The organism is Neorhizobium sp. LMR1-1-1.1 (assembly GCF_040675795.1).
In the GTDB taxonomy this organism is placed as follows: domain Bacteria; phylum Pseudomonadota; class Alphaproteobacteria; order Rhizobiales; family Rhizobiaceae; genus Neorhizobium; species Neorhizobium cellulosilyticum.
The window spans coordinates 246,912-260,433 of the sequence record NZ_JBEGHE010000025.1; the positions used below are offsets into that span (position 1 = coordinate 246,912).

The following is a 13,522-nucleotide window of genomic DNA, read 5'->3' on the forward strand; positions in this document are numbered from 1 at the left end:
TCTTATGCGGAAAAATCTGCATGCTGTATTCCTTCGTGAAAGAGATCAGCCAGCTTTTGGCGGGTCGCAGAAAGCACCCGCCGGGATTTCATCGCAAAGAATGTGAGCCGGCAACAGATGTTATGCCGAAGGGACGACAGAAGCCGAAAAAATCCTGCCCAACATGATGCCGGCGCCGCACAGATGTGCTGCGCCGCTGTTTTGACTGGCAAGGGGCCGATTAGGCCCATTCACCCTTGCGCATAACCGGAACCTTGGAGCCGTCCGGCCGGATGCCGTCGATATCGACCTTGTCGGAACCGATCATCCAGTCGATATGGATGAGCGAGGAATTGCCGCCCTGCGCGTTGATCTCATCAGGCGTCGACGAAGCGCCGTTGAGGAAACATTTCGAGTAGCACTGGCCGAGCGCGATGTGGCACGAGGCATTTTCGTCGAACAGCGTGTTGTAGAAAAGGATGCCGCTTGCCGAGATCGGCGACGAATGCGGCACCAGTGCCACTTCGCCGAGCCGGCGTGCACCTTTATCCGTATCCAGCACCTTGTTCAACACTTCCTCGCCCTTCGAAGCTTTCGCCTCGACAATGCGGCCGCCTTCGAACCGCACCCGGATATTGTCGATCAGCGTACCTTGATGCGAGAGCGGCTTGGTGCTCGATACATGGCCCTCAACCTTAAGCGCATGCGGCGTGGTGAAGACTTCTTCGGTCGGGATATTCGGGTTGCAGGTAATCCCGTTCTTCGCCGTGGACGCGCCGCCATGCCATTCATGGCCATCTGCCAGGCCAACGGTCAGGTCGGTGCCGGGACCGGTGAAATGCAGCGCCGCAAAACGCTCACCATTCAGCCAGGTCGAACGCTTCCTAAGGTTTGCATTATGCTCCGCCCAGGCTGCTACCGGATCTGCGACGTTGACGCGCGAGGCGGCGAAGATCGCTTCAGCCAGCTTGGCAACGGCAGCATCTTCCGGCAGATCCGGAAAAACCTGACGTGCCCAAGAGGGATTGGGATAGGAAACGATGTTCCAGTTGATGTCGAAATTGGCGATCTTTTCGAGTGCCGGCTTGTAGGCGATGGAATTGGCCTTGTTGGCGCGGGCAACTTTGGCCGGATCTTGCCCGGAAAGCAGCATCGGATTGTCGCCGGCGATTGCAAGCCGCGCGGCACCGTTCTCATAAGCCTTGGCCATGCCCTCGTAGAGCCAGCCGGAGGCCTTGTCGAAGCTGGCATCAGGTGCATGCTGATAACGAGCCAGCGTCGTTTCCTCGTCGGAATAGAAGGCCGAAACGATGCCCGCACCTGCCATATAGGCGTGTTTGGTGATGAACCGAACTAGCGGCAGCGCGGCGATCGGCGCGGTGATGACGAGGTCCTGCCCCTTTTCCAACCCAAGCCCCACCTTCACTGCGACTTCGCCAAGCTTCTCAAGCTTGATCGGATCGATGGATGTCTGGATGTTCGGGACGATGGTCATGGCTCAGCCTCTCGATTATTCGTGTGAGGCTAGACTTAGAGAGCTTTGGGGCAAAATTGAAGTCTTGGACATGCGGTCGTCAGGCAATCAGCGGAGCGGCGATCGCCTTCAACGCCTCTTTCGCATCGGCGGGCACTAGGCGTATCTGCAGCCCGCGCTGCCCACCGTTGATGAAGATGTAGGGCTCGTCCAGTGCGGTGATTTCGATCGCCGTCGGTACGAGCTTCTTCTGGCCAAGCGGGCTGATGCCGCCGACATGGTAACCCGTCAAGCGTTCCGCATCGGCCGGCTTCATCATATGGGCGGATTTTCCGCCAAAGGCCGAGGCGAGCTTTTTCATCGACACTTCATGATCGGACGGCACCACGACACAGATAGGCTTGCCATCAAGTTCGGCCATCAGTGTCTTCAACACGCGTTTCGGCTCTTCCCCGATCGCCTCCGCCGCCTGCAATCCGATCCGGTCGGCATTGGGATCATAGTCGTAGGAAACGATCGTATAGGCGATTTTCAGCTTGTCGAGGGTTTGGGTTGCGCGTGTGGTCTTCGACATTCTCAGGCGCCCGGAAAAGCGTTTTCGTAAATCTCGGGCTTGAAGCCGATCAGCAGCTTTCCATCCGCTTCCAGCACCGGCCGCTTGATCATCGACGGCTGCGCCAGCATCAACTCGATCGCCTTTGCCTGATCGATATTCTGGCGATCGGCCTCACCGAGTTTCTTGAAGGTCGTGCCGGCGCGGTTCAGCACCGTTTCCCATCCGGCTTTATCGACCCATGCTTGCAAATGGTCGCGATCGATACCCGAGGCCTTGTAGTCGTGGAATGCATAGCTCACACCCTTCTGGTCCAGCCATGTCCGCGCCTTCTTCATCGTGTCGCAGTTCTTGATGCCGTAGATGGTGATCGCCATTTCGCCGTCCTTTTGTCCCCTTTGCCCGCATCACGCGATGCCGGACTGGTCAGCGAAGCGATAACAACACCACATCGCAGAATGCAAGCCAATGAGGCAGATCAAATAGTGGCATGCCAAGTTCGCATGGCTGATCTGTGCGCGTATGCGTTGTGAAGATGAAGTCTTGGGCGCATATATTAGCCGACAGAAAAGGAGTTGATGTCATGTACGCCCAGAACAAAAACCGTGGTAGCCGTATCAGCCGCGCCTTCGCAATTTTCGGCGCTGCAGTTTCTGCTTCGGCTGCCGTTGAAAACCATCGTCGTCCGAAGAATAGCGATCTGACCATTCTCGGTATCGATCCCAAGGCTTTCGACCGCATCGGCTAATTGCCTAATATCACCTCGTTTCTCGCGGGCCGTCATTTCGCATGGCGGCCTTTGTTGTGAGAGCGGGGTTTCGGTCGCCGCCGGTGATTGGTTCATCCAAAAGCGATAATTGGCTTGCCGGCCTGGCATATGGTGGAGCGTCGGCGTTAAAACGCCAGCATCCAAATGGCTCATGGCGTGTTTCGCCCTTGTGGCTGTAGACAAGCGCAAATTCGCGCGCCTGCCATGTAAATGATTTCCCAATATTCAGAACCTCCTTGCGCCCGTAGCCATAGATGATGGTAACGTGAGGTGAAGGTGTGCGAAATGCCTGGCGTGGCAGGTTATGCCGGCTGAGCGCGCCATGAAGCATCCGCACGAATGCCTGAATATCGGTATTCCTCGCCGCACTTGTCAGCGCCAGATGCCGTCCGCCTCCGTAGATAGCACATGCGTCCAAAGTCACTGTAAGCGGGCATGCCCTGATCGATCCGATTGCAGTTTCGATCCGGGGAATGAGATCGTAGGGCGGCTTGTCAAATTCGTCCATCAACAGCAGGCTCACATGCAGCAAATGCGCCGGGTGACGTTGGCGGTTGGTGCGACCATGCGCATGCTCGCAAGCCGCCTTGTATATCTCCTCGGCCAAGGAGGGCGGCGGTTTCAGTACGAAAAAGAGTTCACTTCTCCACCGAGGCGCGAAGTGCGGTTGTCCGGATCGGTTTTTCCCAGGAACATTGCCTGTCAGCGGCAGGCATGGCTGGTGGTACGGCAACTCTGCACCTCCCATTATTCATCAACGCGGGATCATGCGGATGACGCAGTATAAGAGAATTCAATTGACAATAAAGAACAAAAAGAGAACGTAGGCAAGCGATCTAGGCGATCACAAATCTTCTGGTGCAAGAAACGGGTTGATTGCCTGTTCATGACATAGGATTCTGACAGGGGAAATCACACGAACGGAGTGAGCTCATGTCCGGACATCGATATGCGATCTTCGAAACCGCTGGCGGCTTCTGCGGCATTGCGTGGAATGTTGCCGGTATCACCCGTTTTCAGCTACCGACAAGCAGCGAGTTGTCGACCGAGAACCTTCTCCTGCGCCGGATCGGTGACGGTCAAAAATCGCCACCGCCCGTGGAGATTGGAGAGACGATCGCGCTGGTGAAACGGTATTTCGCTGGCGAGCGGATTGATTTCTCCGAGATCCGCCTCGATCTTGAAGGCCAGGATGAGGTCTTCAGGAATATCTATGCCGCAGCCCGCCGCATCGGCTGGGGTCATACGAGCACCTATGGCACGATCGCCAAGGAACTCGGCCTTGGGCCGGAGGCTGCGCGTGATGTTGGCCAGGCCATGGCGAAAAATCCGGTGGCGCTGATCATACCTTGCCACCGGGTACTGGCCGCCGGCGGCAAGCTCGGCGGTTTTTCAGCCCCTGGTGGATCGACCTCGAAACAGCGTATGCTCGAGCTTGAGGGTGTGCGTTTCACGCCGCCGGAGCCGGCACAGCAATCCCTCTTTTGAACTTTTGCCGACGCTCAGTGCGCCAGAAGAAGCTTGTACCCCGTGAAGGCGACGATCAGCACAGAAGCACCGATCATCGCAATCTTGCCAAGACGCTTCTCGATGAAGTGGCGAATGCCCTCGCCGTAGCGGCGCAACAGCCAAGCCAGGAGGAAGAAGCGTGCTCCGCGCGTGACGAGCGCCGACATGATGACTAGCCAGATGTTTACATGCACCGCACCGGAAAGGATCGTCACCACCTTGATAGGCGGCAGATGCGCGAAACCGGAGGTCACCAGCATCAGCAGGATCGTCTCGAAGGTGATCCCGGCTTTAAGCTCGTTGAACGTGTCGAGCTTGCCCCAGAATTCCAGGATCGGAGCGGCGATCGCATCGAAGGCAAATGAGCCGATCCACCAGCCTGCAATGCCGCCGAGAACCGAAAACACCGTCGCGACCAGCGCATAACGCCAGGCACGTTCGGGCCTCGCCAGCGCCATGGGCAGGAAAAGCACGTCGGCGGGCACGAGAAAGATTGAGCTTTCGACAAAGGCGATGACGGCGAGCCAGACTTCCGCAGACTTGCGGGCGCTGAGCGCCATCGTCCAGTTGTAGAGGCGTTGGAGCATGGGAAGATATCCAGAGCTTGGGGGAAAACTCGAAGGTGATGAAAGATGCCGTGGAGGGAGCGCTATTGTCTGTCTGCCCTATCCATCCACAGATGCGGTTGAACCGCAACCTTAGACCTTGAAGCTGATAGTTATCTGAACGGTCTTTCTCTTTTGGAATTTTGAACAAGCCACGCTTGTCTCGGTATCCAATTTCCCGAAAATGCCTTCCCATGACGGAAACAGGCACAGTAAAATACGCTATCGGCGCGCCTGAAGGTGAAAGCGCGCCGATAGATTTGTCAGTCTGTTATTCCCACTCGATCGTGCCGGGCGGCTTGCTCGTCACGTCGTAGACGACGCGGTTGATGCCGCGGACTTCGTTGATGATGCGGGTCGCCGCGCGGCCGAGGAAGTTCATGTCATAGGGATAGAAATCCGCCGTCATGCCGTCGACCGAGGTGACAGCGCGCAGTGCGCAGACAAAATCATAGGTACGGTAATCGCCCATGACGCCGACAGTCTGGACCGGCAGAAGCACGGCAAAAGCCTGCCAGATCGTGTCGTAGAGACCGGCCTTGCGGATTTCGTCGAGATAGATCGCATCCGCCTTGCGCAGGATATCGAGCTTTTCGCGAGTGATGCCACCGGGGCAGCGGATCGCGAGGCCTGGACCCGGGAAGGGGTGGCGGCCAATGAAGCTCTCCGGCAGGCCGAGTTCGCGGCCAAGCGCGCGGACTTCGTCCTTGAAGAGTTCGCGCAGCGGCTCGACGAGCTGCATGTTCATGCGTTCGGGCAGGCCGCCGACATTGTGGTGGCTCTTGATCGTAACCGAAGGGCCGCCGGAGAAGGAGACGCTTTCGATCACGTCCGGATAGAGCGTGCCCTGTGCCAGGAACTTCGGAGCACCCTTACCATCGGCAGCGATCTTGGCAGCTTCCGCCTCGAACACTTCTATGAACAGCCGGCCGATCGTCTTGCGCTTCACTTCCGGGTCGGTCACGCCTTCGAGCTGACCGAGAAACAGGTCGGACGCGTCAACAGCCACGAGTGGTATATTGTAGGCGTCGCGGAACATGCCGACAACCTGTTCGGTCTCGCCCTGACGCATTAGGCCGTGATCGACATAAATGCAGGTCAGCTGATCACCGATCGCCTCATGTATGAGGATCGCTGCAACGGACGAGTCCACGCCGCCGGACAGGCCGCAGATGACGCGTTCGTTGCCGACCTGGTCCTTGATCTTGCGGATCATCTCGGCGCGGTAAGCGGCCATGGTCCAGTCGGATTTCAGGCCGACGATCTTATGCACGAAGTTGGAAAGAAGCTTTGCGCCATCCGGCGTGTGCACCACTTCCGGGTGGAACATGGTCGTGTAGTAGTGGCGGCTCTCGTCGGCAGCGATGGCGAACGGGGCGTTCTCGGAGGTCGCAATAACCTCGAAACCGTCGGGCAGCTGTGTCACGCGGTCGCCGTGGCTCATCCACACCGGGTAACGTCCGCCCTTTTCCCAGAAACCGTCGAACAGCGGGCTCGATTTCTTGACTTCCACATCGGCGCGGCCGAATTCGGCGGCATGACCACCTTCGACGACGCCGCCGAGCTGGGTGCAGAGCGTCTGCTGGCCATAGCAGATGCCGAGGATCGGCACGCCGCTGTCAAACACGGCCTGGGGTGCGCGCGGGCTGCCTTCGGTGGTCACCGAAGCCGGGCCACCGGAGAAGATGACGCCCTTGGGCGCGAGCCTGTCGAAAGCTTCGGCGGCGTTCTGGAAGGGATGGATTTCGCAATAGACACCCGCTTCGCGGATGCGGCGCGCAATCAGTTGCGTCACCTGGCTGCCGAAATCGATGATGAGGATGCTGTCGGGATGAGCTATCTGGGTCATGGCGAGCCTTTAATGAAGAACCCCGATTTTTGCAACTGCTCAGAAAGCCAAATTGCCGCTTTCTAGGGCGTTTCCTAATCTGTCGATGACGCCAGCCAGCTTCTCGTCGATGACATGCAGATATTCAGTCCAGTTATCGACATGCTTCAGCTCCGCCTTCCCGTCGGAAATCCCGCGCAAACCGATCAGCGGAATACCGAACAACTGGCAGCAGCGCATGATGGCGAAGGTTTCCATGTCCACCATGTCTGCAGCGATCAGATCGTAGGCAGCGCCAGAGACGATATTGCCGCCCGTGGAAAGCGCAGCCTCGGGCACGCCTGGAATGCGAAGTGGCAGCGGCATGATCGCCGGATGGTCGAGAAAGGGTGTGCGACCTTTCTCGAAACCGAGCGGCGAGGCGTCCATGTCGCGATAGGCAACGGAGGAGGCCTGATAGACTTCCGTTTGTTCCAGCGTCCGGGAGCCGGCCGAACCGAGCGACACGATCAGATCCGGCATTTCGTTTTTCGCCTGCAGCTTCGTCAGCGCGTGCGACAGCACGATTGCGGCCTCGATCGGACCGACGCCGGTCATCAGCGGTTTGATGCGAGACTTGAGGTGCGGCCCATATTCGGCGTCGACGGCCATGACGAATAGCACCACATGCCGGCCGAGCCGTGTCAGTTCGAAACTCATTCCACCACGTCCTGACGATCGCGGATGACCATCATCGACGTGGTCATGGAGGCGATCAGTTTTGCCGGCCCGTCGCCGATCGCATAGGCACGGCCATCGGCCACAATGATCGTCGATCCGGGCTTGGTGACCTCGCCACGGAAAAGGAAACGCTCGCCGCGACCGGGCGAAAGAAGGTTGACCTTGAACTCGATCGTCAGAAGCGAAACTTCCGGCGCAATCACCGTATAGGCGGCATAGGTACAGGCAGTCTCGAGTGGTGCGGAAATCACCCCGCCATGCAGGAAACCGTGCTGCTGGGTAAGCTTCTCATCGAAAGGAAGCTCGATCTCCACCATGCCCTGCTGGATGCGCGTCAGTTCCGCGCCAAGCATCTCCATGGCGTTCTGCTTGGCGAAACTGCGCCGTATGCGTTCGTGAAAGTCGCCTGGATCGGTAATCTTCATGGTCTGCCCTTGGTGTCGCGGCGAAACTGGCATGCTGCAGGCGGATCGGCAAGCGCGACAAAATGACTATTATCAATTCAACAGAACGATCGAAAGGTTCAATACTGCGGCAAATGCAACCCAGAATGCGTAAGGCACGAAAAGCCAGGCGGCCTGCCGGTTGGGCCTCCAACTCATCACGATGAACAGCAGGATGAAGGCCAGCATCGGCACGATGATGACGAGGCCGAGAAGCGGGCTTTGCAGGCCGAAAAAGGCTGGCGACCAGAAGATGTTGAGAAAACCCTGTATGGCGAAGACGATCAGCCGGCCGGTATTGTTCTCATCGAACCATGTCGTGGACAGCGCAACGCCGATCATCACGTAGAGACCCGCCCAGACCGGTGCGAAAACCCAGTCGGGTGGATTGAAGAACGGTTTGTTCAGCGACTGGTACCACTCGCCCGGTGTGTTGGCGTAACTGCTGAGTGCACCGATGGCAACGCAGGTGACAATGAAGAAAGCACAGGTCAGTATTTTACCCATGGAGGGTGATCTAGGGTCGCTGCAACCTGAGTAAAGATCATTTTATTTGGATAATATGCTGGTCCCAGGCGACGTCGCTGCGTGTGTCGTTGAAGCGGCCATCGTAGGATGACACAGCAATACCGTGGGCCGCAGGCGCCACACCGGCCGCCTCGTGGACGCTCTCTTCTGTCAAGACGATGCCTGTCCTCGCATCGAGTGTCACTGACGCGCCGCCGATCGGCGAGGTAAGTCCAACGATGTTTTCACGGCGATTGACGGCGATTGCGCCGACATAGTTGGCAAGCCGCGCCGTCGTCTCGTCCGGCAGCGAGAGAAGTGCAATATCCTCGCCCTTCGAGAACCAGCCGGCAAGCGGCGGTGTTTCGTTGCGTGCGCCTTCCCATTGGCAGGCAAACCAGATGCGGCCATTCTCGGCTATATCCAGATGCCGGGTCGAGAGCTGGCTGAGCGATGAAGGCATCCTGTGTTTCTGGATGAGTGACCCGGTTCTGGCATCAAGCATGACCAGCGACGGCTCCATGCGGTCGAGATTGAGCTTGGTGCGGCCGAAATCCGGATGGGTCTCGATGCCGCCATTGGCAATCACCAGAAGAGCACCATCATCCGAGACGGTCATGTCATGCGTGCCGATGCCATGAGCGTCGAATTCGCCGATCCGCCGAAACGAATCCCGGCCGTCATAGAGCCCGATCATGCCACGATTGCCGGCGAAATCGTTTTCGCTGGCATAAAGCACCGAACCATCCGGCGAGAAATGCCCGTGGCCGTAGAAATGCCGGCCCTCCGGTGCGGTGATGACGATCGGCTCCGCCTGTCGAGAGGAATCGAACACCATCGCAAACGTGCCGGGTCTACGGGCAAAGGCGACGGCGCGGCCCGTCGTGGAACTGAAAGCCATGCCATGCGCACGGGCGGGCAGGGCCATCCGGTCGATGATCTCGCCCCGTTCGGAAACCGTGGCAATGCCGAATGTGCCGTCAGAGGCGCGATAACCGGAGGCATAGACCGCATCGGCCCGCTCTAGCGCATAGAGCGATCCGGGAGCGAACGTGGCCGCAAAACCGATGCCGGCAGCCTTCAGAAACGCCCGGCGGTCAATTGTCTCGCCGTTCCAGGCCATCTCAGTCTCCGTCGGCGAAGGAGAAGCCGGAAGAGAGGCCGATCGCGCCGCCATATCCGTCATTGAGCTTGGCGATCACATCCTTGCCATCGGCCAGCAGCGTATCGAGCTTTTTGCGTTCGCCCGCGTCCTCTACGGCCTTTTCGAGATCCGGCGTCACTTCACCCGTCAGGGCAGACATGGATTTCAGCTTCTCTTCCGTGGCGGCGACGATCGGCCTGTCCTTTTCAGGAAGAAGCTCGACCATGCCGGATGTCGTCAAAAGTTCGGACAATCCATCAAGATTTGCCTTGATCATAGGCCAGGTATTTTCCGAGCGCCAGAACAGCGCCTGTTTGGGGAATTTCGCCTTGTCCGCCCCCTTGTAGAAGGTCTCGATCCGCTGGTCGCGCACCGCTTCGGCGCCATGCACGAGAATGCCGAGCAGCCCGGTGATCGCTTCACCGCCGGTCCGATAGATGGGATTGTCTGCTCCCGGCTGTTCCCAGGCCTTCTGAATACCGTCCGGTGCATCCCAGATGCCGGATATCTCGGCGGCGACATTCCCTATATTTTCGGCAACGGCAGTGCTGTAACGGCAACGGAAGTCATTTCCGGAAATAAGCGTATCTGAGTCCGTACCGAACAGAAGATATTCCAGTGCGCCCAGCCCTTGCGTCGCGACGCTCTTGGTGGCGAGCGTCTTGGCATCGGTGGCCGTCTCGTCGGATTTGGAAAGAACTGCCTGGACCTGTTTCAGGCCCGTGCTCTTGCGGTCAGGATAAAACAGGATGCGCTCGAACCTGTTCTGCTCGATCACGGGGCCGGTGCGGACGATCTCGATATGCGCCCAACTGGCCGCGAGCTCGCCGAAGCCGGCCTTTGCGGCATCGTAATTGGTTTGAGACGGCGCCGCACAGAGTGTCTTCATCTTCGCCGTCATGTCTTCAGCGGATTTTTGAAACGCGTCATACCCCGGCCGTATGAAGCCACCCACTGCGGCCGTCATCACCTTCGTCACGGTTGCCACCGGCAGTTCGACGGTCGGCGCGGTATCAGCCTCCTGCGCAAACGCGGCGGAAGCGAATGCTGCGGGAAGCAGTGCGATCAGGCTGGCGGCCAAGGTCTTGCGCATCAGAGCGACTCCAGGAAGGTAAGAAGGGCGGTGCGATCCTCTTTGCCCATGGCTGCAAATGCACTGCGCGCGGCTTCCGCCTCGCCGCCATGCCAGAGGATCGCTTCGGTGAGATTGCGGGCACGCCCGTCATGCAGGAAGAAGGTGTGATTGTTGACGGTCTTGGTAAGCCCAATGCCCCAGAGCGGCTGGGTGCGCCATTCCTGCCCGTTCGCTACGCCCACCTGCTGACCGTCCGCCAACCCTTCGCCCATGTCATGCAGCAGGAAATCAGAATAGGGCCAGATCAGCTGGAAAGCATGTGCCTTATTGCCGGCATCGCGGCGGGTGACGAATTTCGGCGTGTGGCAGGCGGTGCAGCCGGCCGAATAAAACATCTCCTTGCCCTTCAGCACTGTCGGATCGTCGATATTACGACGCGCCGGCACGGCAAGGTTTTCCGAATAAAAGGTGACGAGTGACAGCACCGGATCGGGCGCTTCGACCGGCCCCAACCGCTCTTGCACGCCGGTCGGCATGGCAAGACAGGCGGCCTGCGCCTTGGTGCAATCGCCATGCGAAAACGGCGTATCGGGTGTCGAAATGCCGATATCGCCGGTAAACGCGCCCGAGGACTGGTCGCGGATCGAGGCATTCTGCGCCTTGAAGCCGAACCGCCCGAGCTTTAGTTCGCCGGTCATGTGATCACGCACCAGCGCCGCCTTGCCGGATATGCCGTCGCCGTCTCTGTCGTCAGGATCGGCATTCGCAAGGACATCGGCCTCGTGGATTGCCTGGATCAGCCCCATGCCGATCATCGGCGGTGCAATACGCGGTGATAGCGTCACATCATCTTCAAGTGGTCCGTAACCGAGATTGGAGACAGAATAGGTCGGCTTGCGCAGGCTGACGATTTCGCCGTCACCAAGCGTAATCGGGATTTCCTCATAGGAAATCTCCATCTTCCCCTCCGAGGCAAGACCCGGAACTGCCAAATCCTGAAACTGCTCGCCATAGACCGCATCGGGAAAATTCAGCTTGCGGTAATCGCCGATCGCCTCGCGCTCCTCGTCGGTGCGGGCAGGCCGCGCCAGCCGCAGGAACATCGAGGTTGCGTCGGCCGCACCTTCCGGCGGATGGCCGCGGCCATCCTTCAGGTGACAGCTCTGGCAGGCGCGCGCATTGAACAGCGGCCCGAGACCGTCGGAGGCCTGGGTGGAGGAGGGCGACGACACCCAGAGCTTGGTGAACAGCGCGTTCCCCAGCTTGAAATTCTGCTCTTCCTCGAAGGTGATGTTCGGCGAAAAATGCGAGAACGCGTCGCCATTGACGATCGCTTTGGTCGTAGCAGCGCCGCCGGACATGGTCTCGAACTGTTCGGCCTTGGAAAAATCCGTGGTCGGCTTGGTCACGCCGGTGACGCGTTTCAGATCCTTCGGATTGAGATCTGTCCGCGCTTTAGGGAGCAGGCTGTCGCTGCTGGTGGCGATCAGCGGCACCAGCACGAGCGCGCCGGAAAGCAGAGGCAGCAAGTATGGGAAGGCTCGGAATGCGCCCATGGGTGGATCGGGCCTCACCCGGAAGCGAGGCCCGCCTTTTCTTCGATCATTTAAAGACAGCGTCAGGATTATCGAGGCTGTCGGAACCTTCAAGCTCGATCTTGCCGAGATCCAGCGATGCAATGACGCGTTCGATGCTCTTGGTCTGATCGATCAGGCCGTCGATTGCCTTCTGCACGACCGCATTGCCCTTGGCATTGTTCTCGCCGATCATCTGGTCATAGGCTTCGACCTTCTGGGCGCGATCCTTCATGACGTTCATCGCCGCAAGCGTCGCATCGAGTTTGCCCTTGATTTCCTTGTCGAGCGCCTTGTCCTTGGCGGCAACGAGATCGGAAAGCGACGGCCCCTTCATCTTCGTGCCGTCCACACGGGTATATTCACCCGTATAGGCGGACTTGATGCCGATCGCGTCGTTGAGATGCGATGCATAGGTGTTGTCGGAGAAGCAATCATGTTCTTCTTCCGGATCATGCAGCAAAAGGCCGAGCTTCATGCGTTCGCCGGCAAGCTCGCCATAGGAAAGCGAACCCATCCCGGTCAGGATTGCGGTGAGGCCCGCATTGCCATCGGCCTCGACATTCTTGGTGGCGTCGCCATCCGGAGCCCAGGCTTTCACCATGTCGCCGAGATCCGCGACAAGCAGGGTCGATGCGGCCTTGAGGTAGGCGGCACGACGGTCGCAATTGCCGCCGGTGCAATTGGCCTTGTCATAATCGGTATAGGGGCGGTTGCCCGCGCCCGGTCCGGTGCCGTTCAGATCCTGTCCCCAGAGCAGGAACTCGATCGCATGATAACCGGTCGCGACATTCGCCTCGATCTCACCCGCTTCGTGCAGGCTCTGGATCGTCTCCGGCGTGATCTCGGTTAGGTCGACTTCCTCGCCGTTGATCTTCAGCTTGGGGTTGGCGATCACATTGGCGGTGTAGAGCGCGTTTTCATCGCTTTCGGTGCCGTAGGACGCATCGACATAATCGATGAGGCCTTCGTCGAGCGGCCAGGCATTCACCTTGCCTTCCCATTCGTCGACGATCGGATTGCCGAAACGATAGACCTCCGACTGCTGGTAAGGCACGCGGGCGGCAATCCATGCGGCCTTGGCGGCTTTCAGCGTTGCATCGCTGGGCTTGGCGATCAGGGCGTCGATCGCCTTGTCGAGAGCCTGCACCGTCGTCAGCGAGTCCTCGTATTTCGCCTGCGCCAATTCGGCATAGTGCTTCAGCACAGCGGCCGGTGTAGTTTCTGCACGGGCCGGTATCGACGTGAACACCGTCGAGGCGGCAAAAAGCGCCATAGCGGCGCCGAGCAAGGTTTTGCGGGTCATGTCCCTCTCCTTCGCGGCGTCGATCCCACGACGTCG

Annotated in this window: 15 protein-coding genes; 2 read left to right on the plus strand and 13 right to left on the minus strand. The window is 58.9% G+C overall.

Features of this window, described 5'->3' with window-relative positions; genetic code table 11:
- Window positions 1–220: 220 nt before the first annotated feature.
- From MRBLMR1_RS14365 to MRBLMR1_RS14375, 3 genes are all read right to left on the minus strand, one after another.
- Entirely contained in the window at window positions 221–1,474 is a 1,254-nt protein-coding gene (locus MRBLMR1_RS14365; RefSeq protein WP_148146060.1) for an aminopeptidase, read from the minus strand.
- Window positions 1,475–1,553: 79 nt separating this feature from the next.
- Window positions 1,554–2,027: a Cys-tRNA(Pro) deacylase gene (gene ybaK, locus MRBLMR1_RS14370; protein WP_148146059.1), complete on the minus strand. Its 474-nt coding sequence runs from the start codon at window positions 2,025–2,027 to the stop codon at window positions 1,554–1,556.
- 2 nt (window positions 2,028–2,029) lie between these two features.
- On the minus strand, window positions 2,030–2,383 hold the full coding sequence (locus MRBLMR1_RS14375; RefSeq protein WP_148146058.1) for an ArsC family reductase: 354 nt from the start codon (window positions 2,381–2,383) through the stop codon (window positions 2,030–2,032).
- 206 nt (window positions 2,384–2,589) lie between these two features.
- On the opposite strand from MRBLMR1_RS14375, the gene MRBLMR1_RS14380 reads away from it, so the two are divergent.
- Window positions 2,590–2,754 (plus strand): hypothetical protein, encoded by a 165-nt coding sequence (locus tag MRBLMR1_RS14380; RefSeq protein WP_183684924.1) that lies wholly within the window; start codon window positions 2,590–2,592, stop codon window positions 2,752–2,754.
- A gap of 10 nt (window positions 2,755–2,764) precedes the next feature.
- On the opposite strand, the gene MRBLMR1_RS14385 is transcribed toward MRBLMR1_RS14380, so the two are convergent.
- A complete protein-coding gene (locus MRBLMR1_RS14385; RefSeq protein ID WP_183684925.1) occupies window positions 2,765–3,382 on the minus strand; it encodes a 2'-5' RNA ligase family protein in 618 nt (205 codons plus the stop codon).
- Window positions 3,383–3,708: 326 nt separating this feature from the next.
- Between MRBLMR1_RS14385 and MRBLMR1_RS14390 the strand changes: the two genes are divergently transcribed.
- A complete protein-coding gene (locus MRBLMR1_RS14390) occupies window positions 3,709–4,263 on the plus strand; it encodes a methylated-DNA--[protein]-cysteine S-methyltransferase (RefSeq protein ID WP_148146056.1) in 555 nt (184 codons plus the stop codon).
- A gap of 14 nt (window positions 4,264–4,277) precedes the next feature.
- Here the strand turns inward: MRBLMR1_RS14390 and MRBLMR1_RS14395 are convergent, their stop codons facing one another.
- From MRBLMR1_RS14395 to MRBLMR1_RS14435, 9 genes are all read right to left on the minus strand, one after another.
- Window positions 4,278–4,871 carry a YqaA family protein gene (locus tag MRBLMR1_RS14395; RefSeq protein ID WP_148146055.1) on the minus strand — a complete coding sequence of 198 codons (594 nt, stop codon included), beginning with the start codon at window positions 4,869–4,871 and terminating at the stop codon, window positions 4,278–4,280.
- A gap of 289 nt (window positions 4,872–5,160) precedes the next feature.
- Window positions 5,161–6,738, minus strand: coding sequence for a glutamine-hydrolyzing GMP synthase (gene guaA, locus MRBLMR1_RS14400; RefSeq protein WP_148146054.1), 1,578 nt, complete (start codon window positions 6,736–6,738; stop codon window positions 5,161–5,163).
- A 39-nt stretch (window positions 6,739–6,777) separates the two neighbouring features.
- Window positions 6,778–7,416, minus strand: a complete 639-nt coding sequence (locus MRBLMR1_RS14405; protein ID WP_183684926.1) for a 5'-methylthioadenosine/S-adenosylhomocysteine nucleosidase — start codon at window positions 7,414–7,416, stop codon at window positions 6,778–6,780.
- Window positions 7,413–7,862 (minus strand): PaaI family thioesterase, encoded by a 450-nt coding sequence (locus MRBLMR1_RS14410; RefSeq protein ID WP_183684927.1) that lies wholly within the window; start codon window positions 7,860–7,862, stop codon window positions 7,413–7,415. Before MRBLMR1_RS14410 ends, MRBLMR1_RS14405 begins: the two co-directional genes overlap by 4 nt.
- 72 nt (window positions 7,863–7,934) lie before the next feature.
- On the minus strand, window positions 7,935–8,387 hold the full coding sequence (locus MRBLMR1_RS14415) for a TspO/MBR family protein (RefSeq protein ID WP_148146051.1): 453 nt from the start codon (window positions 8,385–8,387) through the stop codon (window positions 7,935–7,937).
- A gap of 37 nt (window positions 8,388–8,424) precedes the next feature.
- A complete protein-coding gene (locus MRBLMR1_RS14420; RefSeq protein ID WP_500065126.1) occupies window positions 8,425–9,510 on the minus strand; it encodes a DUF1513 domain-containing protein in 1,086 nt (361 codons plus the stop codon).
- Between the two features lies 1 nt (window position 9,511).
- Window positions 9,512–10,624, minus strand: a complete 1,113-nt coding sequence (locus tag MRBLMR1_RS14425; protein ID WP_148146050.1) for an imelysin family protein — start codon at window positions 10,622–10,624, stop codon at window positions 9,512–9,514.
- Complete coding sequence (locus MRBLMR1_RS14430) at window positions 10,624–12,162, minus strand: di-heme oxidoredictase family protein (protein WP_148146049.1); 1,539 nt, start codon at window positions 12,160–12,162, stop codon at window positions 10,624–10,626. The genes MRBLMR1_RS14425 and MRBLMR1_RS14430 overlap by 1 nt, the downstream gene beginning before the upstream one ends.
- 46 nt (window positions 12,163–12,208) lie before the next feature.
- Window positions 12,209–13,486 (minus strand): imelysin family protein, encoded by a 1,278-nt coding sequence (locus tag MRBLMR1_RS14435; protein WP_148146048.1) that lies wholly within the window; start codon window positions 13,484–13,486, stop codon window positions 12,209–12,211.
- Window positions 13,487–13,522 lie beyond the last annotated feature (36 nt).

Coding starts and splice junctions, on each gene's coding strand:
- MRBLMR1_RS14420 (WP_500065126.1), bottom strand. CDS start 9,510: ATGGCCTGGAACGGCGAGACAATTGACCGCCGGGCGTTTCTGAAGGCT.
- MRBLMR1_RS14435 (WP_148146048.1), bottom strand. CDS start 13,486: ATGACCCGCAAAACCTTGCTCGGCGCCGCTATGGCGCTTTTTGCCGCC.
- MRBLMR1_RS14425 (WP_148146050.1), bottom strand. CDS start 10,624: ATGCGCAAGACCTTGGCCGCCAGCCTGATCGCACTGCTTCCCGCAGCA.
- MRBLMR1_RS14410 (WP_183684927.1), bottom strand. CDS start 7,862: ATGAAGATTACCGATCCAGGCGACTTTCACGAACGCATACGGCGCAGT.
- MRBLMR1_RS14405 (WP_183684926.1), bottom strand. CDS start 7,416: ATGAGTTTCGAACTGACACGGCTCGGCCGGCATGTGGTGCTATTCGTC.
- MRBLMR1_RS14395 (WP_148146055.1), bottom strand. CDS start 4,871: ATGCTCCAACGCCTCTACAACTGGACGATGGCGCTCAGCGCCCGCAAG.
- ybaK (WP_148146059.1), bottom strand. CDS start 2,027: ATGTCGAAGACCACACGCGCAACCCAAACCCTCGACAAGCTGAAAATC.
- MRBLMR1_RS14380 (WP_183684924.1), top strand. CDS start 2,590: ATGTACGCCCAGAACAAAAACCGTGGTAGCCGTATCAGCCGCGCCTTC.
- MRBLMR1_RS14390 (WP_148146056.1), top strand. CDS start 3,709: ATGTCCGGACATCGATATGCGATCTTCGAAACCGCTGGCGGCTTCTGC.
- MRBLMR1_RS14365 (WP_148146060.1), bottom strand. CDS start 1,474: ATGACCATCGTCCCGAACATCCAGACATCCATCGATCCGATCAAGCTT.
- MRBLMR1_RS14375 (WP_148146058.1), bottom strand. CDS start 2,383: ATGGCGATCACCATCTACGGCATCAAGAACTGCGACACGATGAAGAAG.
- MRBLMR1_RS14430 (WP_148146049.1), bottom strand. CDS start 12,162: ATGGGCGCATTCCGAGCCTTCCCATACTTGCTGCCTCTGCTTTCCGGC.
- MRBLMR1_RS14415 (WP_148146051.1), bottom strand. CDS start 8,387: ATGGGTAAAATACTGACCTGTGCTTTCTTCATTGTCACCTGCGTTGCC.
- guaA (WP_148146054.1), bottom strand. CDS start 6,738: ATGACCCAGATAGCTCATCCCGACAGCATCCTCATCATCGATTTCGGC.